Origin of the sequence: Exiguobacterium sp. SH3S1 (assembly GCF_004337105.1) — a bacterium.
Lineage (GTDB): Bacteria > Bacillota > Bacilli > Exiguobacteriales > Exiguobacteriaceae > Exiguobacterium > Exiguobacterium aurantiacum_A.
The window spans coordinates 1-17,176 of record NZ_SJUW01000020.1 but is presented as its reverse complement, the minus strand read 5'-3'; the positions used below and the strand labels follow the sequence as shown (position 1 = coordinate 17,176).

The window sequence follows — 17,176 nt, the reverse complement described above, 5'->3', positions numbered from 1 at the left end:
TGGCGCGAAACAAAACGTCAGACCTGAAAGGCATGACGTTACAGAGCGTGATGGCGATCATCGCGGTAAACCTGAAGCGGATCATCACCCTCTCAAAAGAAAAAACAGGATAAGGGCAAGGAAAAAGGGCGATTGTCCCGACTTGAGTCGGTCCAATCGCCCTTTTTTCTGTTCACGCTCGGATAGAGCGGAGGTTTTTCAGTGCCCTCCTCAAACGTTGAGCGGGACTTTTTGTGTTTGTAGAAGGGGTACTCCATTCACATCTGTTGCAACTCGGCACGCTCTTCGTCTGTGAACACGCGGGAACGGCTCAAAAACCGTTTTCCTTCGACGCCTTCGACCGAGAACATGCCGCCCCGGCCGTCGACGACGTCGATGATGAGCTGGGTGTGCTTCCAATACTCATACTGCTTCTCGTGGATATAGAACGGACAGCCGCCGATCTCTCCGAGCAGGACGTCGTGATCGCCAATCATGAACTCATCTTGCGGGAAGCACATCGGTGAGCTCCCGTCACAGCAACCGCCCGACTGGTGGAACAGGAGCGGACCGTGTTTCGCAATCAACTGCTCGAGGAGCGCGAGCGTGGCGGGGGTGGCCTCGACGCGACGCACCATCTTAAAAGAACCCGAGTTTTTGTTCGCTGTAGCTGACGAGCATATTTTTCGTGCGTTGGTAATGGTTGAGCATCATCTTGTGGTTCTCACGGCCGATCCCGGACATTTTGTAACCGCCGAACGCGGCATGGGCCGGATATTGATGGTAACAGTTGATCCAGACACGACCCGCTTGAATCTCACGGCCGAACCGATAGGCCCGGTTCATATCGCGTGTCCATACACCGGCGCCGAGTCCATAGAGCGTATCGTTCGCAATGGCGAGCGCGTCCGCGTCGTCCTTGAACGTCGTCACCGACAAGACTGGACCAAAGATTTCTTCTTGGAAGATGCGCATCTTGTTGTGACCTTTAAAGATGGTCGGTTGAACGTAATAGCCGTCGGCGAGGTCACCGTCCATCATGTTGCGCTCACCGCCAATCAAACATTCGGCTCCTTCGGCTTTTCCGATCTCAAGATACGATAAAACCTTCTCCAGCTGTTCGTTCGATGCTTGAGCACCCATCATAACGTCAGGGTCGAGCGGGTTGCCGAGCTTGATCGCTTTGACGCGCTCGAGGACGCGTGCCATAAACGGCTCATAAATCGACTCGTGGATGAGGGCGCGCGATGGACACGTGCACACTTCGCCTTGGTTTAACGCGAACATGACGAGCCCTTCGATCGCTTTGTCAAAGAAATCATCGTCCGCGTCCATGATGTCGGCGAAGAAGATATTCGGCGACTTGCCTCCGAGTTCGAGCGTCACCGGGATGATGTTTTGCGACGCGTATTGCATAATCAATCGGCCCGTCGTCGTTTCGCCAGTGAACGCGACTTTGTCGACACGGTTACTCGACGCGAGCGGCTTCCCGGCCTCGAGTCCGAAGCCATTGACGATGTTGAGAACGCCTGGTGGCAGCAAGTCTTCGATCAGCTCCATCAGTACCATGATCGAAGCCGGTGTCTGTTCGGCCGGTTTTAAGACGATACAGTTACCGGCGGCGAGTGCCGGTGCGACTTTCCAGATTGCCATCAAAATCGGGAAGTTCCATGGGATGATTTGAGCGACGACGCCGAGCGGTTCCGCGAAGTGATAGGCGACCGTGTCGTTGTCGAGCTCGCTGATGCCGCCTTCTTGCGAGCGGATGACGCCGGCGAAATAGCGGAAGTGATCAATCGCGAGCGGCAGGTCGGCGTTCAACGTCTCACGGACGGCTTTCCCATTCTCCCACGTCTCCGCGTAAGCGAGCATCTCAAGGTTTTCTTCCATTCGGTCGGCAATCTTGTTTAAAATGACCGAGCGTTCGGTGACCGATGTTTTGCCCCAGGCGCCTTTGGCGGCATGGGCCGCGTCCAGTGCCAGTTCGATATCTTCTTTCGTCGACCGCGCGACCTCGCATAACACTTTACCATTTACCGGAGAGGTGTTCTCAAAATAGTCTCCCCCTGAAGGTGCTGTCCACTTTCCGTTGATGTAGTTCTCATAGCGGTCCTTGAACTGGACTTTCGTGCCTGCAGAGTTCGGTACTTCATAAATCATGATCGTTCCTCCCTTTTCCGTAAAGTATAGGGGTTTGATGTATGCGCTTACATTTTGTAGTAAGCCAATAGCTCCCTTTTTCATCCTAACGGGTTGTAGTGATAAAAGTCAAAATTTTTTGACAATAATTTGACACAATTCTGTCGAGATGTTTTGAATCCAATATTTGCCACAAACAGAGTATCGTGGAATCAATTTCAAATCGAAGGAGTGGACGCACTCACGGCAAAAACATATTAGGTCGACCCGGCGCAAAGCTTAATCACGTTTATCGAGTTTGCGGTTAATGCGAACGGGCAGCCTGACGAGTTCGTTTTGACCGGTAACTTGACGATTCGGGGGACGACGCGCGAGGAGACGTTCGAATCCGAGCTCCAATTCACGGAGTCTGAAGCATAAGAAAAAGTCGCTCGTGAGAGCGACTTTTTACTGTTCATAGACAAGTTTCTTTTGTAAGCTTTCTTCGCTGAACACCCAACCGGTGAACGAAGACAAGACTTCGTTCGACTCTTCGTCGACGATGACGACAGCGACGAACGGGTAGATGTCTTTCGAGAAGTAGCGCAAGTTTGTGAACCGGTACTCGATCATGCCGTTATGACGTGTGACCGTGTATGTGTGAATTTTTGAAAATGCCAAGAACGACTGCAAGTCTGCATTTTTACGTGCTTCGACGAAATGCAGGTCGTCTTCGCCAGGCATCGCCTTGTCACGGAAGCGGCCACATTCGATGACTTCACCTTTTTTCACTTTGACCGCACCGAGTCCGTTGCGGAAACGAACGGCGACGTGCCAGTCGTCCCAACCGATACCCGGTGAGATGAAGAGCTCATGGGCTCCGGCGAAGTGACGGGCGACCGTTGCGAGCGCACGGTTACGTAGTTTGAACTGAATCGCATAGTAACTGATAACGAGCGCAATGAGCAGTGCAAAAATCGGGACAGTTGCCCCTGTGATAAGCCATAATACATATGCCCCGTAATAAGCAGAGAACAAGTAAGGGTCAAACGTTCCGATGACGCCCCAGCCAATCCATTTCTTCGAGAAAGGTTGCAGGGCTTGCGTCCCGTAAGCGTTGAACAAGTCGACGGTGACGTGTAACAATACCGCGATTTGTGCCATGACCCATAATGAAGCAGGGTTGACGCCAAGTACCATACCGATGATGGCACTGACGATGATCGGCCAAGCAAGAAGTGCGGTGATTCCGTGTGAAAGACCGCGGTGCTGGCGTAAATAAGTGCTGTTTCCTTTAAGTTTGAAGACGGTGTCAAAGTCTGGCGCATGCGAACCGACAAGAGCGGTAGCCGTCATAGCCAAGAACATTTGCGAGTCGCCTGCTACTTCCGGGCTAAGTGTCGCAAGGGCGCTTAAACCAAGGCCCATTCCAATGTGTGTCGCAGTATCCAATGTGCTTCAGCACCTCCGTTAATAAAGAAACGACGTTCAATGATCGCTACCATCATACAATATTTTTAAAACGAGGGGAAACAAAATGCTCGATATTGATAAATTGTTCACAAATTATACTATTCGTCAGTTCAATGAAAATTTACTCACCTGGTTCGATCGTGAAAAACGCGATTTGCCGTGGCGACACGGGAAAAATCCGTACCGGGTGTGGGTGAGCGAAGTCATGCTCCAACAGACGCGTGTCGATACGGTCATCCCTTATTACAACCGATTCATGGACCGCTTCCCGACGATCGAGGACTTAGCAGATGCGCACCCCGACGAGGTCGTCAAATATTGGGAAGGGCTTGGATACTACTCGCGCGTCCGTAACCTCCATCAAGCGGTAAAAGAAGTCGTCTCTACGTATGACGGCGTCGTACCGGAGGAAAAAGAACTGTTTGAAAAATTGAAAGGGGTCGGTCCGTATACGACCGGAGCCGTGCTCTCGATCGCCTACAATCAGCCCGAGCCTGCCGTCGACGGGAACGTCATGCGCGTTATGGCCCGCCAGTTTGGCATCTATGAAGATATCGCCGTACCAAAAACACGGAAGATTTTTGATCAAGTCATTCGGCGCCTGATGGACCCGGAGCACGCCTCCGATTTTAATGAAGCTGTCATGGAGCTCGGTGCGACCGTCTGTACCCCGAAAAATCCGATGTGCTCGCTCTGTCCGGTCCAAGACGAATGTTACGCCTATGCGCATCACGTCCAGGATGAGCTTCCGGTCAAGACGAAAAAAGGAGCGGCCCGGATCGAGATGTTCGATGCCCTCTACTGTAAACGTGACGGTCGCATCGCCTACGTTCAGCGGCCCGATACAGGTCTGCTCGCGGGAATGTGGCAATACCCGCTTACAGATCGTGGAACGGGGGAACAGTTAAACGGAACCTATATTGGACAAGTGAAACACGTGTTTTCACACATCATCTGGTACGTCGACTTATATGAGGTCGAAACGTTGCCGGACGAGGATTGGATTTGGCTCGCCGGGGACGAGCGGGATGTGTTGACCGTGTCGGTTGCCCAACAAAAACTAGAACGATTGGTAGGGGATAGAAATGAGACAGTTTGACGTCGAAACGCCGTTCGACACTTCCGTCGAGGCGTTGTGGGAATTGTTGCAAGACGCGTCGCTTTTATCTGAACTGACGACGTTTCCAGAAGTGACGCTCGTCGGAGATGGCGCATCCGTAGAAGGTAATCGAATCCATCTCCGTGTCGGTGTCGGACCGGTCACGCTGCCGTGGATCAGTGCGATCACGTTAGCGGGGCGGCACGCATTTTGTGACCAAGGTGTGACTTTGCCGTTCCCGTTCAAACGGTTTTGTCACGTTCACAGTGTGAAAGAAGTCGATGGGAAGGCCGTCATGGTCGATGAAGTGACGTTCGATAGTTACTTACCCGAAGCGATTGTCGAGCAGTTTATTCTCCGCCCGATGTTCGCAGGACGAGCCGTCGCCTTCCAAAAAGCACTAAATTCGTGAAAATAAGAGATTTCCTTTTTCATTGGTTCTGAAAGTCGCTATAATTAAAAATGAGAATGTACAGCATCATAGCGGAAAGGAGGAGCTTATGAGCTTATTTCCCAAAGCAGGTAGCAAGATCGAGATACAGAGCTACAAGCACAACGGGACTTTGCATCGCGTTTGGGAAGAAACGCTCGTCCTTCAATCGTCAAAAACGGATATGATTGGGTTCAACGACCGCATCATGGTCAGTGAATCAGACGGCCGGCAATGGAGAACAAGAGAGCCGGCAATTTGCTACTTTTCATCTGAGTTTTGGTTTAATGTCATCTGTATGATTCGCGAAGACGGGATTTACTACTACTGTAATCTAGGTTCGCCGACAACGTTCGATGGGGCAGAACGAGCCATCAAGTACATTGACTACGATTTAGATATTAAAGTGTTCCCGGATATGTCGTACACGATTTTAGATGAGGATGAATATGAGCGGCATCGTCGCGAAATGAATTATCCGAAAGCGATTGATCGAATCTTGAAACAGAACGTTCAAGAACTTATCAACTGGATTCGAGGACGGAAAGGGCCGTTCAACCCAACATTCGTCGATGAATGGTATCGCGAATACGAAGCACGTTACCGGAGATGAATACTCATCTCCGCTTTTTTTCTTGAAGGAGGGCTCTATGGGAAGTGTTAGACGCTATTTACAGTTCGTAAAACCATATAAAAAACAAATTGCTTTGACGATTTTCGTCGGGATCTTGAAATTCTCAATCCCTCTCGGATTGCCGCTACTTTATAGACATGTGATCGATAAATATTTGACGGACCCGGACCCGGCGACGGATTACACTGAGCTCGTTTGGTTGTTCAGCATCGTCTTCTTCATCTTCCTCGTCTTGAAGCCGCCGATCGAGTATTTGCGGCAATATTTGGCACAATGGGCCGCAACACGAATTTTGTTCGACGTTCGGAACCGATTGTTCGACCACGTGCAAAAGCTATCGCTTCGTTACTATTCGAACAATAAGACCGGGCAAATCATCTCGCGTATCATTAACGATGTCGAGCAGACGAAAGACTTTGTCATCACGGGACTCATGAACATTTGGCTCGATATGGTCACGATTTTGATCGCGATCGCCATCATGTATACGATCGACCCGCAACTGACGCTCATCGCTATCTTGCCGCTCCCGTTTTATGCGATCGCCGTCCGCTACTTCTATGGACGCTTGCGCCGCCTCACCCGGGAACGCTCGGCCGCACTCGCTGATCTTCAAGGCCATTTGACCGAACGTGTCAACGGTATGGCTGTCATCCGCAGTTTCGCGCTCGAGCCGTATGAGAACAAGGCGTTTGAAGAACAGAACGGTGGCTTCTTGAAAGCCGCACTTCGCCATACAGGTTGGAATGCGAAGACGTACGTCGTCGTTTCGACAATCACGGACATCGCGCCGATCTTAATCTTTACGTCGGCTTCTTGGCTCGTGTTACAAGAACAGGTCTCGCTCGGGACACTCGTCGCTTTCATCGCTTATATCGACCGCCTCTACGCACCGCTCGGTCGTCTCGTCAACTCGGCGACGACGCTCACGCAGTCGGTCGCGTCGATGGACCGGGTCTTTGAATTTCTCGATGAGCCGTATGATATCGAACAGAAACGCGATGCGTTCGTGCCGGTGCAGACGGCCGGGGATATCGAACTCGATCGTGTCGGCTTTGCCTATGAGAAAGAAGGGACGCGTGCTTTGCATGACGTCAGCCTGCACATCCGGTCCGGGGAACGGATCGCCTTCGTCGGCATGTCCGGCGGCGGGAAATCGACGCTCGTCAGTTTGATTCCACGCTTTTATGACGTGACGGACGGCAGTATCAAAATCGACGGCGTCGATGTCCGTGACTTTAAACTCCGGGCCCTTCGCGACCAAATCGGTATGGTCATGCAAGATTCGGTTCTCTTCAGTGAGTCGGTCGCCATGAACATCCGGATGGGAAATCCGGAAGCGACGGACGATGCCGTCATCGCCGCTGCGAAAGCGGCCAACGCCCACGAGTTCATCATGAACTTGCAGGACGGTTACAACACGCCGGTCGGAGAAAAAGGCGTGAAGCTGTCGGGGGGACAGAAGCAACGTCTTGCCATCGCCCGCGTCTTCCTCAAACATCCGCCGATCATCATTCTCGATGAGGCGACGAGTGCGCTCGACCTCGAGAGTGAGTCGATGATCCAAGATTCGCTCGCAAGATTGACGAAAGGACGGACGACGCTCATCGTCGCCCACCGCCTATCAACGATCACCGACGCCGATAAAATTGTCGTCGTCGACAACGGTCGAATCATGGAAGCGGGAACGCATGAAGAATTGATGCGTCGCCGTGGCGCTTACTATGATTTGTATATGATCCAAGACTTAGCTGTCGTGGAGTGAGGCTTCGAGTTCAACTCGAAGTCTTTTTTTGTTTTCCGTATCTAGTAGACGGGAATGAAGAAACGACATGCCAAAAGGGGGATGACACGATGATAAATGGGGAAGGATTGATCAATGTCCGTCCGCTCAACAACGGGTTAGAGTTAACGTGGTCGTTTGATGGGAAAGTGCGCGTGACACGCAACGGGAAGTACGTATATGAGGGGACGGATCAGCATTATGTCGACCGGGAGACGAGCGTTGGGGAGCAAGTCGCTTACCGCATCTCGGACGAGTTTGGCGAAGTGGCAAAACTGTATACTGCGGCCGTTAATCCAAACGACGACTTGTATTGGAATCGTCATCTGACGTCGGCGGTCGTGGCGCCGAGCGGAACGTATTTACAGTGGGACCCAATCGCGGACGTCGACACGTATGCGGTATATCGTGAAGGACGCCGTATCGCGGAAATCGTCGGGAGCGGATACATCGACGAGACACCGCTCGAACAACCGACGCTCTATGAAGTTCGGGCTTTGCGTCCGGTCAAGCGAGATGATAAACCGGGGACCCGTCTCGTGCATATGGTCGGAAAAGCGATGTCGCTCGCGAAAGAGATGAAGTCGGATACGAGACGTGACAAGGAGCTCTACACGATGTATTTCCTCGTCAGTCCGACACGTCCGGACGTGGCCACGGTCGACGGCATTAACCTGCGTGTCCAGACGTTCATTCGTCCGCCGATGATTAAAAACCCGAACCTGATGTCACCGCATCCGTATTTTGAAGGGGACGGACGTCCTTATAACGTCCATGCGACCGAATACCGGACCCGGACGGAAGTGAAAGTCGAGGGGTTGACCGATATTCCGATTATCTCGTTAAAAAAAGATGCGAACGTTACCCGCGGGTATACGAAGCATCATCGATTGACGGGCGAAGACGTCGCTTCGGTCGACCGCGTGTATGTAGAAGATGTCGACATCGAGCGGGGGAAAGCTGCATTTCGTTTGCAACATTCGGTAGGCAATCCGCTCGTCGTTGCGCCGGATATTAAATACACCATCGTCACGGCACTTAAAAACAGTGCGACGTTCAAACTGTCCGGAAGTCACACCCAGTCGCCGCATCATGAAGTCTACGTCCAAGTCGGCGATGCACCGTGGATGACGATCCACCGGGCGGACGACCTTGGGGTCAGCTTTATGGGCAATCCGATGCCGGAGTGCCACTGGACGTACTTGACATGCATGGACTAAAAAACCAGCCGGCTCATTGATGAGTCGGCTGGTTTGGTGTTTGGTCGATAAAGCGACTCCGTTCTTCTGGGGTCGGTAGTTTGCACGTCTCTTTCTGACCGAACCAGCGATAGCGGTTGTTCGCGATGATGTCGTAACCAAAATCACGAAGCGGTTTAGGGACGAGTCGGATGAAGCGAAGCATCCGCCAGTTCCCGTCCAACCCCTCGGCGATTCGGGTCGCCGCGTCCGATTTCAAATAAGGGACGCCGCCTTTGATCAAAACGATGCTATCGACCGTATCCGGGATACGATGACGTTTTCGGATTGCTTGTCCGGCCTCACCTTGAAGTGAGGCGAAATGGAAGTTTCCTGTTGAATCACGATTTAAGATGAACTGCACACTGGCGTCACAAAAGTTGCAGTCTCCGTCAAATAACACAATGGCTGGCATAGGGAGCGCCTCCTTCTCTCCTGACTTTATCCGTTCGAACGAATGCTCAAACGTCAAGCGGCGAGCTGACGGGCAGGCTCCATCTTGTAGAGCGAGACGTAATAAAGGTAACCTCCAAGGGCGCCAAATAAGAACATGTAGCCGCTCATGAATACCGGCCCGATGAACGCGCCGACGACGATGCCGGCTGCGGCGACAAGTTTCGCCCCGTGGAACGTCAAGCCTCCGAAGGCGAGGTATGAGGCCCGTCGAGTCGGGTCGATCAAGTCGATTTGTTTCACTTGTCGAATCGGTGAATAGAGCAACTCCCCAATGGTGAAGACGATGGCGAGGACGGCAAGCGTGATGAACGAGTTCATTGACGTAATCGCGGCATAGGCCGTCACGTATAAGGATAAGCCGATGAAGAAGATATACTTTTCCCGGTAGCGTTTCACGAAAGCGGTCACCGCGAACGTGATGGCGACGACGAGCAACGTGTTCTCAAGCTGCATGAACGCCATCATGCGTACACCGTCAAACGGGACGCCGACGATCGACCGTTCTGTGAACGATTCGGCCAAATGGACACCGATATAGTTTGCCATATGGAACTCGGTCGAGAAGACGAGCATACTACCGAGGACGAACAGCATCCAACGACGGTCACTGAGTGCGATTCGATAGTTTTGATACACGCCGACGAGCGGGTTAGCAGACGTCGAACGGTTTCCTTTATAGCTATCAACGAGAAAACGTTGCAAGACGAGCGTCGTGATCGTCAACACGAGCGTCATCCCGACGAATAGTCCGAAACGATAGTCTCGATAAAAAGCACCTCCGAGCATGACGCCCCCGGCAATCGCCAAATTGACGAGCCAGTAGTCATACACGTAAATCGCTTTACGGTTCGACTCTTCCATCGAATCGATGACGATGGCTTCGAGAGCAGGGTAGTTCAATCCGTTCGCGACGGCGTGACCGAAGTAAAGCACGGCGACGACGAGCGCCCAGTTATTCGACGGATGAATGGCGACCGTCATCCCCATAAAACAAAGGATTTGGACGATCTGACCGATTTGAAGCACGTGCTTGCGGTTGAAACGGTCTGAGAAGTACCCGCCAAACAAGCCGGTAACGTAACCGACGACAACAAACGACGTCATGATGATTCCAGCGGCGATTTTGCCGAGTTCTTCGGAAAAATATAAAGCCATGAATGGAAAGATAGCCGAGCCGACGATACGGATAAAAAAGCCGCAGACGAGTCGGAGTCGAACATTTAATGGGAAATCTTTGAATTTCATGCGAGCACCTCCTTGTCACTACTTTAAACGTGGACTACACTTGGTAAAAAGAGACAAATGATTTTTAGATGTCCACTTTTAGGGGGAACGACATGAATGCGAAGCTGGTGGCGATTTATCGTCGTGCGTTGGAACAGAACAAAGTGGAACTGACGCTACGGGAAGCGGTCGATACGGTCGGCTATAGCGAGAAACAAGTGAAACGGGATATGAAGGCGTGGGAAACGTTCGGGTGGGTGGAGTATCGGCCGGGGAAAGGACGAGGCCATGAATCGGTGCTCCGCTTTCAGCCGGAGTTTGACCGAACCCTGAGAGCTTGGATCGATGAGTCTTTCGTTCAGGCCTCGATGGCCGATGCGGCCAAGTGGTTGGAATGGGACTGGCCACCCGCCTTGCGAGAAGTGATTCAAGCACTTATTTGGAGCCGTTTTGGCTTTGAGCAGACTGAAGAAGACCGGTTCATTTTTCCCCGGACGAGAGCGCTCGAATCGCTCGATCCGCTCGATATCCACATCGCGATGGAGGCGTCTTTGTCACGGCACGTCTTCGACCGCCTGTTCGAATGGGACGGGACGACTGTCCAGCCCTCGCTCGCCCACTATATAGAGGAGATGCCGTTCGGATTTCGTTGCTATATCCGCAAAGGGGTAACGTTTCATAACGGGGTGACGCTATCGGCCAAGGACATCGTCTACTCGTTGAATCGGTTATTGGATCATGGCAAACAAGTATGGCTGTTCGCACCGATCGAACGGATCGAGTCCAAAGCATCGTACGTCATCGATTTACATACGAAAGCACATATGGCCTATATCGAACGACTTCTCGCCCAAACCCCGGCCTCGATCACGTATCAAGGGGCCGAAGGGGTCGTGGGGACGGGGCCGTTCAAGCTGGAGCAGACGTCGGAGGAAGTCGTACGTTTAAGGGCGTTCGAGCGTGGGCTCCGGCCGAGACCGTCTTTGGATGTGGTTGAATTCGTCACGTTTTCCGAAACGGATTATGCGAAATGGAGCACCCGTGACGACCATAGCCTCGTGAAGTGGATCGCCGAGGCGGGAGCACGCTATCTCGTGTTCAACATGAGGCAGTCCTGGTTGAAGGACGATGCGCCGGCGCGTCGTGCGATTCAACGAGCGATTCAAAAAGAGGCGTTCGTGGAGATGGGAGGAGAGCGCCACCAAGTAGCACACGGATTTTTTCCGGAGACGAGTCGTCCCGTTCACGTGCACGGGGAGGGAACGGTTTGTCAGCGTCCGCTCCGGCTGTTGCACTTGCCGTTTGAAGTGGCGGCGCAAGACGCGGCGCTCGTGGCTACACAGTTACGGACGGCCGGGTTTACCGTCGAGACTGAGACGTATACGATTGGGTCTTTGTTACAAGATGAGACACTTTGCCGTGCCGATTTGATTTTATGCGGAGAGATGATGAGTGAAGATCTTGATTTGGCGTTCCTTGCCTTTTTGACGAGTGAACTGTCGCTTGTCGGCAAGTTGCTCGCGAATGAAGTGGAGCTCCGGGCGATGGTGGACCGCTATCAACAAACCGACATGAGCGCTTGGTCGATGCTGCATCGCGAAGTCGAACGCCAGTTGACTGAGGCGGCCCTCGTCATCCCGCTGTATCATGTCGCTCGTGAGCGCCGCTTTCCGAGTTTCTTTGGAGATGTACCGCTCGATGTGTTCGGTCACCCGCGATATGATCAATTGTGGATTCGTCCGTCCGTATAAACATAAAAGGAGATGCCGCGGCATCTCCTTTTATAGCTGTGCGAACGCGCGATTTACTGCGGCAATCGTCTCATCGATATCTTGTTCCGTATGTTCCGTCGTCAAGAACCATGCCTCATATTTCGAGGGGGCCAAGTTGACACCGTTCTCAAGCATCAATTTGAAGAAGCGACCGAACATTTCGCCGTCCGACTTCTCGGCTCCTTCGTAGTCCGTGACGATCTCGTCCGTGAAGTAGACGGTGAGCGCGCCTTTCAGGCGGTTAAGCGTGATCGTGACGCCGTGAGTTCTCGCGGCTTCACGGATACCTGCTTCGAGACGTGCGCCTAACGAATCTAATCTTTCATAGACGCCCGGTTGCTCGAGCACTTCGAGACAAGCGAGTCCGGTCGCCATCGAGGCGGGGTTTCCGGCCATCGTCCCGGCTTGGTAAGCGGGTCCGAGCGGTGCGACCGTCTCCATGATTTCTGCTTTCCCGCCGTATGCTCCGATTGGAAGTCCACCACCGATGATTTTACCGAGCGCCGTCATGTCTGGCTCGATGTTGTACACTTGTTGGGCGCTTCCGTACGTGAACCGGAACGCTGTGATGACTTCGTCGTAAATGACGAGCGCGCCGTGTTCATGGGTGATCTCGTTGATGGCTTGCAAGAAGCCGGGTTTTGGTTCAACGATCCCGAAGTTTCCGACGATCGGTTCGACGAGAACGCAGGCGACTTGATCGCCCCATTCGTTCATCATCGCCCGGTACGACTCGACGTCGTTGAACGGGACGGTGATAACTTCTTTCGCCGTGGCGCGGGTCACACCGGCTGAGTCGGGTGAACCGAGCGTCGCCGGTCCGCTTCCCGCCGCAATCAGCATCAAGTCGGAATGGCCATGGTAGCAGCCACTGAACTTGACGACGAGTTCGCGTCCAGTGTAGGCACGGGCGACGCGGATTGTCGTCATGACGGCCTCGGTTCCAGAATTGGTGAAGCGGACTTTGTCCATCGATGGGATCGCCGCTTTTAGTTTCTTGGCGAATTCGACTTCAAGCGCGTGAGGCGTCCCGTAAAGAAGCCCTTTTGCCGACGCTTCGATGAGGGCGTTGTGGATATGGGGGTGGGCATGGCCGGTAACGATCGGTCCATACGCGGCCAAGTAATCGATATAGCGGTTGCCGTCCACATCATAAAAATAAGCACCTTCTCCGCGCTCCATATAAACCGGGGCACCGCCGCCGACCGCTTTGAACGAACGTGAGGGACTGTTGACACCCCCGACGATATGCGTCAATGCGTCTTCATATAGAACGTCTGAAGTTTTACGATTTGATGTTGTTGTCATATGTATTGCCTCCTTTTACAAATTCGCAATTATTGTATCACAGCCGTCAACCGCATAAGCTCAACGTTTGACGAAGGGTTTAGAAATCAGTACACTATTTATAAAGATTACTATGTAAGAAATAGGTTAATTCTAAACAGACACTTCGCATAAATTCTAATAAAAGAAATGAGGGATTGACGTGGGAAGCGAAATGCTTGACCATGCTGTTCAGTCGCTCCGAGAACATGGAGTCAGAATGACGCCTCAGCGACAGGCGATTTTGGAGTACCTCGTCACGGAGCACAGTCACCCGACAGCGGATGACATTTATAAGGCACTTTCGGGTAGATTCCCGAACATGAGTGTCGCCACCGTCTATAACAACTTACGTGTCTTTAAAGATATCGGACTTGTTCAAGAGATGAATTATGGTGACGCTTCGAGCCGGTTCGATTTTGTGACATCCCGTCACTATCACATCATCTGTGATACGTGCGGGAAAGTCGTCGACTTTAACTATCCTGTCCTTGATGAGATTGAAGCGGTCGCTTCTCAATTGACAGGCTTCAAAGTGGATCGTCACCGCCTCGAAGTATACGGGACGTGCCCGGCTTGCCAAACTGAACAAGCGCATAAACATTAAAAACATCCTCAGGCTGAGGATGTTTTTTTTAGTCGTTCTGGTGTGATTGGCGTTTGTTATACTTCTCATCGAAGTCTTTGCCTTCGAGCGATTGATCGATCGTCAACGGTTCATCGCAATGCATACATAGATCGACACGTCCGAGCATCTTTGTCTCTTTCTCACAGTTCGGACAAGTGACGATGATTGCTTTCGTCGACGCCATGCCGACGATGAAGTAAAGCGCCGAGCTCGACAGTACCATCACGAAACCGAGCAACATGAAAATAATCATCAGCCACGCGATGCTTTTGGCGAGTAGCCCGAGATACATGACCCCAATTCCAGCGAACACGAGCAGCAAGGCCAGGTTTCTGGCGCGGTTGATTTTATTCCCCCGTTTTTTCATACATAATCCCTCCATGTCTGTCTTTACTATAGCTCATCTGCTCGAAGCTGAGAAGTTCGTACAATCGGTGGCAGGAGAATTTCAAAAGAAGGCGAATCATTTTTGTATCAGATTAGATAATCGTGTGAACCGATTGACGTTTACTAATTAGAAAGAAGGTATCAAGGTGACGATGGAATATGCGACTCGAACGATTTATTCAGAATATGCAGCCTTGAAAACAACGCTTGGCATCATTGAAGTGAAGAAGAAACGGCCGCGCGATCCATTAACAGATCAATCAGATCGATTGTTGATTGTGATTGAAGCGAAGGAAGAACCATTTTGGACAGTGAAACACTATCAAGTCGGACAAGAAAAAATCGTTCTTCATATAGTCAGTGATTCGATGATGGATCGTTGGATTCTAATGAACGAGAATCGGCGTGCCATCCATTGGATCGAAGACGGCATGGTGCTGTTCGAACGAAATGAGTTTTTGCTCGAGCTCAGGCAGCGGTTGCGCAATTTCTCGAACGAGGAGCAACGACTGCAACTCTCGCTCGCGTTCGCCAAACTGCTTAGACGTTTCGAAGATGGGCGCGGACTGTTCTTACAGGAAGAGCATCAAGATGCGTTCACCCAAATCCATCATGCGCTCACGCATTTGGCGCGGCTCTCCATCCTGGAGGCAGGAATCCACCCGGAGATTGTATTATGGAAGCAAGTCCGTAAACTCGACCTAGAAGTGTATAAGCTTCACGACGAACTCGTGAACGGGCATGAATCACTCGAACAACGTATTCACCTGGTCATCATCGGCATGGAACATTTAATCCAATCTAAAGTCTTGCCGGGTACGTTGTTACTTTTGCAGGCGATGCAACAACGTGACGAACCATGGTCGTTCTCGGAGTTGATGGATCACCCGAACTTACAAGAGTTAAAAGTCGACCTCGGCAGCATCGTCGGTTTCTTAGTCCGGAAAGGTTACGTTCGGGCAGTGACACGTCCGACAAAAGGAGTAGGCGTCGAAGCGGTCGCTTATGAAATTGCTTAACTATATAGAAGAGAATGGGGAAACTGAATCGAATGAAGGTTACTAAATTTCTGCTCGGCAGTGTGTTTATTATAGTTGCGGCTGGATTCTTATCAATTGTGACAGGATTGTTTGCGATGGGCGATCCTCTCGGAAGTGAGCGGCCGATCATTTGGACGATTTGGTACGTGGTCGTTCTCTTGATTGTTATTATGGCGCTATATGACTTTTCGTCGTTATCGAAAGGACAACTCAAACGTATCGCTTTAATTGGAACGGTTGTCGGGATTGTTTTCTTTAGTTCCGTGAAAGGATATTACGTGTATACGGCGGGATTACGGATTGAAGAACGTGGCGTCTCGTTGCGTGACTATCAACCGTTCAAGCCTAAGTCTGATTTGGCTGAACTCGATAAGCCTTCAACATTTGAGATTGGAACAAACATTCCCCGACTAGACGGCGCGACGGCGCTGTATCCGATGTATGCTGCATTCGTCGAGGCGGTTTATCCTGAAGCGGATTATAACCCCGATAGCCCTGAAGTCAGCTCGGTCGTCTCGACGACGACAGGTACAGCGTATGAGCGATTGGTTAAAGGGGAAACGGATATCATCTTTGTAGCCGGACCGTCCGATCAACAGTTGGCAGTAGCTGAGCGACAAGGAGTAGAGTTTCAGATGACACCGATCGGCCGTGAGGCGTTCGTCTTTTTCGTACATGAAGACAACCCGGTCGACTCGCTCGAATTGGAACAAATTCAAAACATCTATGCAGGGGACATTACGAGTTGGGATGAAGTCGGTGGTAAAAAAGATTCGATTCGAGCGTTCCAACGGCCAGAAGACAGCGGGAGCCAAACGGCTTTGCAGCGTTTGATGGGGGACAAAAAGCTTATGGACGCCCCGGTCGAGGATGTCCCGGAAGGAATGGGTGGCATCATCGAACAGACGGCTTCTTATCAAAACCACAAAAATGCTATCGGATTCTCGTTCCGCTTTTATGCAACGGAGATGGTAGATGAACATGCGATTAATTTGTTACGGGTCGATGATGTCGCGCCTACGGTCGAGACGATCGGGGACGGGACGTACCCGATCACATCCGAGTTTTATGCGGTCACGACGACCGACAAATACGAGCAATATAAGCCGTTCATCGAATGGCTGACGTCTGAAGAAGGACAGTCACTTGTTGAAAAGACAGGATACGTGCCACTGGCTACAAATTGATTGGGATTGGGTCTCTAAATACAGAGATCCAATCTTTTTTTATTTTCTTGTTATTTTTTATTGACGCGGTGGTAAATAGGCATTATAGTTATAAACGTTGTCACAGCAAATGATTATTCCAGAAAAACAATTTTTGAAAAAAAGTTGTTGACTTTTAATCAGAAAACGTGATAAATTAATTGAGTCGCCAAGCGCGACAGACGAACTTTGAAAACTGAACGATGAGGCAAAAAAGTTTTACAAGTTTTGATTGAAGCGCAAGCTTCGTCATTTTCAAGAGCTATATCAAATTCTTTGGAGAGTTTGATCCTGGCTCAGGACGAACGCTGGCGGCGTGCCTAATACATGCAAGTCGAGCGCAGGAAATCGACGGAACCCTTCGGGGGGAAGTCGACGGAATGA

General features: G+C 51.3%; 16 protein-coding genes and 1 rRNA gene. 10 read left to right on the top strand and 7 right to left on the bottom strand.

The features are described from left to right. Window positions 1-257: 257 nt before the first annotated feature. The 3 genes from EVJ26_RS13820 to EVJ26_RS13810 form a co-directional block, all read right to left on the bottom strand. Window positions 258-617 carry a DUF779 domain-containing protein gene (locus EVJ26_RS13820; RefSeq protein ID WP_131470750.1) on the bottom strand — a complete coding sequence of 120 codons (360 nt, stop codon included), beginning with the start codon at window positions 615-617 and terminating at the stop codon, window positions 258-260. Window position 618: 1 nt separating this feature from the next. After that, complete coding sequence (gene exaC, locus EVJ26_RS13815) at window positions 619-2,139, bottom strand: acetaldehyde dehydrogenase ExaC (protein ID WP_070328957.1); 1,521 nt, start codon at window positions 2,137-2,139, stop codon at window positions 619-621. Window positions 2,140-2,565: 426 nt separating this feature from the next. Beyond that, window positions 2,566-3,549: a metal-dependent hydrolase gene (locus EVJ26_RS13810; RefSeq protein ID WP_070328958.1), complete on the bottom strand. Its 984-nt coding sequence runs from the start codon at window positions 3,547-3,549 to the stop codon at window positions 2,566-2,568. Between the two features lie 85 nt (window positions 3,550-3,634). On the opposite strand from EVJ26_RS13810, the gene mutY reads away from it, so the two are divergent. From mutY to EVJ26_RS13785, 5 genes are all read left to right on the top strand, one after another. After that, window positions 3,635-4,669, top strand: coding sequence for an A/G-specific adenine glycosylase (gene mutY / locus EVJ26_RS13805; RefSeq protein ID WP_131456925.1), 1,035 nt, complete (start codon window positions 3,635-3,637; stop codon window positions 4,667-4,669). Continuing rightward, a complete protein-coding gene (locus tag EVJ26_RS13800; RefSeq protein WP_071399191.1) occupies window positions 4,656-5,081 on the top strand; it encodes an SRPBCC family protein in 426 nt (141 codons plus the stop codon). Before mutY ends, EVJ26_RS13800 begins: the two co-directional genes overlap by 14 nt. Before the next feature lie 88 nt (window positions 5,082-5,169). Next, the gene (gene ntdP / locus EVJ26_RS13795; protein ID WP_021067741.1) at window positions 5,170-5,712 is read left to right on the top strand and encodes a nucleoside tri-diphosphate phosphatase; all 543 of its coding nucleotides are present in this window, start codon (window positions 5,170-5,172) and stop codon (window positions 5,710-5,712) included. A gap of 37 nt (window positions 5,713-5,749) precedes the next feature. Further along, a complete protein-coding gene (locus EVJ26_RS13790) occupies window positions 5,750-7,498 on the top strand; it encodes an ABC transporter ATP-binding protein (protein ID WP_131456927.1) in 1,749 nt (582 codons plus the stop codon). Between the two features lie 89 nt (window positions 7,499-7,587). Beyond that, entirely contained in the window at window positions 7,588-8,736 is a 1,149-nt protein-coding gene (locus EVJ26_RS13785) for a DUF3238 domain-containing protein (protein WP_131470748.1), read from the top strand. Between the two features lie 13 nt (window positions 8,737-8,749). Here the strand turns inward: EVJ26_RS13785 and EVJ26_RS13780 are convergent, their stop codons facing one another. Then, window positions 8,750-9,169 carry a thiol-disulfide oxidoreductase DCC family protein gene (locus tag EVJ26_RS13780; protein WP_131444189.1) on the bottom strand — a complete coding sequence of 140 codons (420 nt, stop codon included), beginning with the start codon at window positions 9,167-9,169 and terminating at the stop codon, window positions 8,750-8,752. A gap of 53 nt (window positions 9,170-9,222) precedes the next feature. Further along, the gene (locus EVJ26_RS13775) at window positions 9,223-10,455 is read right to left on the bottom strand and encodes an MFS transporter (RefSeq protein ID WP_131470746.1); all 1,233 of its coding nucleotides are present in this window, start codon (window positions 10,453-10,455) and stop codon (window positions 9,223-9,225) included. A gap of 92 nt (window positions 10,456-10,547) precedes the next feature. On the opposite strand from EVJ26_RS13775, the gene EVJ26_RS13770 reads away from it, so the two are divergent. Next, window positions 10,548-12,185, top strand: coding sequence for an ABC transporter substrate-binding protein (locus EVJ26_RS13770; protein ID WP_161566988.1), 1,638 nt, complete (start codon window positions 10,548-10,550; stop codon window positions 12,183-12,185). Between the two features lie 30 nt (window positions 12,186-12,215). Here the strand turns inward: EVJ26_RS13770 and EVJ26_RS13765 are convergent, their stop codons facing one another. Beyond that, window positions 12,216-13,514 (bottom strand): glutamate-1-semialdehyde 2,1-aminomutase, encoded by a 1,299-nt coding sequence (locus tag EVJ26_RS13765; protein WP_131456937.1) that lies wholly within the window; start codon window positions 13,512-13,514, stop codon window positions 12,216-12,218. Window positions 13,515-13,707: 193 nt separating this feature from the next. On the opposite strand from EVJ26_RS13765, the gene perR reads away from it, so the two are divergent. After that, entirely contained in the window at window positions 13,708-14,139 is a 432-nt protein-coding gene (perR, locus tag EVJ26_RS13760) for a peroxide-responsive transcriptional repressor PerR (protein ID WP_201738380.1), read from the top strand. Window positions 14,140-14,167: 28 nt separating this feature from the next. Here perR and EVJ26_RS13755 read toward each other — a convergent pair whose 3' ends face one another. Continuing rightward, the gene (locus EVJ26_RS13755; RefSeq protein ID WP_070328968.1) at window positions 14,168-14,527 is read right to left on the bottom strand and encodes a YgzB family protein; all 360 of its coding nucleotides are present in this window, start codon (window positions 14,525-14,527) and stop codon (window positions 14,168-14,170) included. Window positions 14,528-14,699: 172 nt separating this feature from the next. Here EVJ26_RS13755 and EVJ26_RS13750 point away from each other — a divergent pair, with 172 nt between their 5' ends. The 3 genes from EVJ26_RS13750 to EVJ26_RS13740 form a co-directional block, all read left to right on the top strand. Next, window positions 14,700-15,566 (top strand): nucleotidyltransferase-like protein, encoded by an 867-nt coding sequence (locus EVJ26_RS13750; RefSeq protein ID WP_131470752.1) that lies wholly within the window; start codon window positions 14,700-14,702, stop codon window positions 15,564-15,566. Window positions 15,567-15,598: 32 nt separating this feature from the next. Further along, entirely contained in the window at window positions 15,599-16,774 is a 1,176-nt protein-coding gene (locus tag EVJ26_RS13745; protein WP_236634167.1) for a PstS family phosphate ABC transporter substrate-binding protein, read from the top strand. A gap of 291 nt (window positions 16,775-17,065) precedes the next feature. Continuing rightward, window positions 17,066-17,176, top strand: a 16S ribosomal RNA gene (locus EVJ26_RS13740); the annotation flags it as partial.

Excerpts from the sequence above, each read along its gene's own strand:
- EVJ26_RS13780 (WP_131444189.1), bottom strand. The coding sequence starts at position 9,169 with ATGCCAGCCATTGTGTTATTTGACGGAGACTGCAACTTTTGTGACGCC.
- EVJ26_RS13750 (WP_131470752.1), top strand. The coding sequence starts at position 14,700 with ATGGAATATGCGACTCGAACGATTTATTCAGAATATGCAGCCTTGAAA.
- EVJ26_RS13800 (WP_071399191.1), top strand. The coding sequence starts at position 4,656 with ATGAGACAGTTTGACGTCGAAACGCCGTTCGACACTTCCGTCGAGGCG.
- exaC (WP_070328957.1), bottom strand. The coding sequence starts at position 2,139 with ATGATTTATGAAGTACCGAACTCTGCAGGCACGAAAGTCCAGTTCAAG.
- EVJ26_RS13770 (WP_161566988.1), top strand. The coding sequence starts at position 10,548 with ATGAATGCGAAGCTGGTGGCGATTTATCGTCGTGCGTTGGAACAGAAC.
- ntdP (WP_021067741.1), top strand. The coding sequence starts at position 5,170 with ATGAGCTTATTTCCCAAAGCAGGTAGCAAGATCGAGATACAGAGCTAC.
- mutY (WP_131456925.1), top strand. The coding sequence starts at position 3,635 with ATGCTCGATATTGATAAATTGTTCACAAATTATACTATTCGTCAGTTC.
- perR (WP_201738380.1), top strand. The coding sequence starts at position 13,708 with ATGCTTGACCATGCTGTTCAGTCGCTCCGAGAACATGGAGTCAGAATG.
- EVJ26_RS13775 (WP_131470746.1), bottom strand. The coding sequence starts at position 10,455 with ATGAAATTCAAAGATTTCCCATTAAATGTTCGACTCCGACTCGTCTGC.
- EVJ26_RS13785 (WP_131470748.1), top strand. The coding sequence starts at position 7,588 with ATGATAAATGGGGAAGGATTGATCAATGTCCGTCCGCTCAACAACGGG.
- EVJ26_RS13820 (WP_131470750.1), bottom strand. The coding sequence starts at position 617 with ATGGTGCGTCGCGTCGAGGCCACCCCCGCCACGCTCGCGCTCCTCGAG.
- EVJ26_RS13765 (WP_131456937.1), bottom strand. The coding sequence starts at position 13,514 with ATGACAACAACATCAAATCGTAAAACTTCAGACGTTCTATATGAAGAC.
- EVJ26_RS13755 (WP_070328968.1), bottom strand. The coding sequence starts at position 14,527 with ATGAAAAAACGGGGGAATAAAATCAACCGCGCCAGAAACCTGGCCTTG.
- EVJ26_RS13745 (WP_236634167.1), top strand. The coding sequence starts at position 15,599 with ATGAAGGTTACTAAATTTCTGCTCGGCAGTGTGTTTATTATAGTTGCG.
- EVJ26_RS13790 (WP_131456927.1), top strand. The coding sequence starts at position 5,750 with ATGGGAAGTGTTAGACGCTATTTACAGTTCGTAAAACCATATAAAAAA.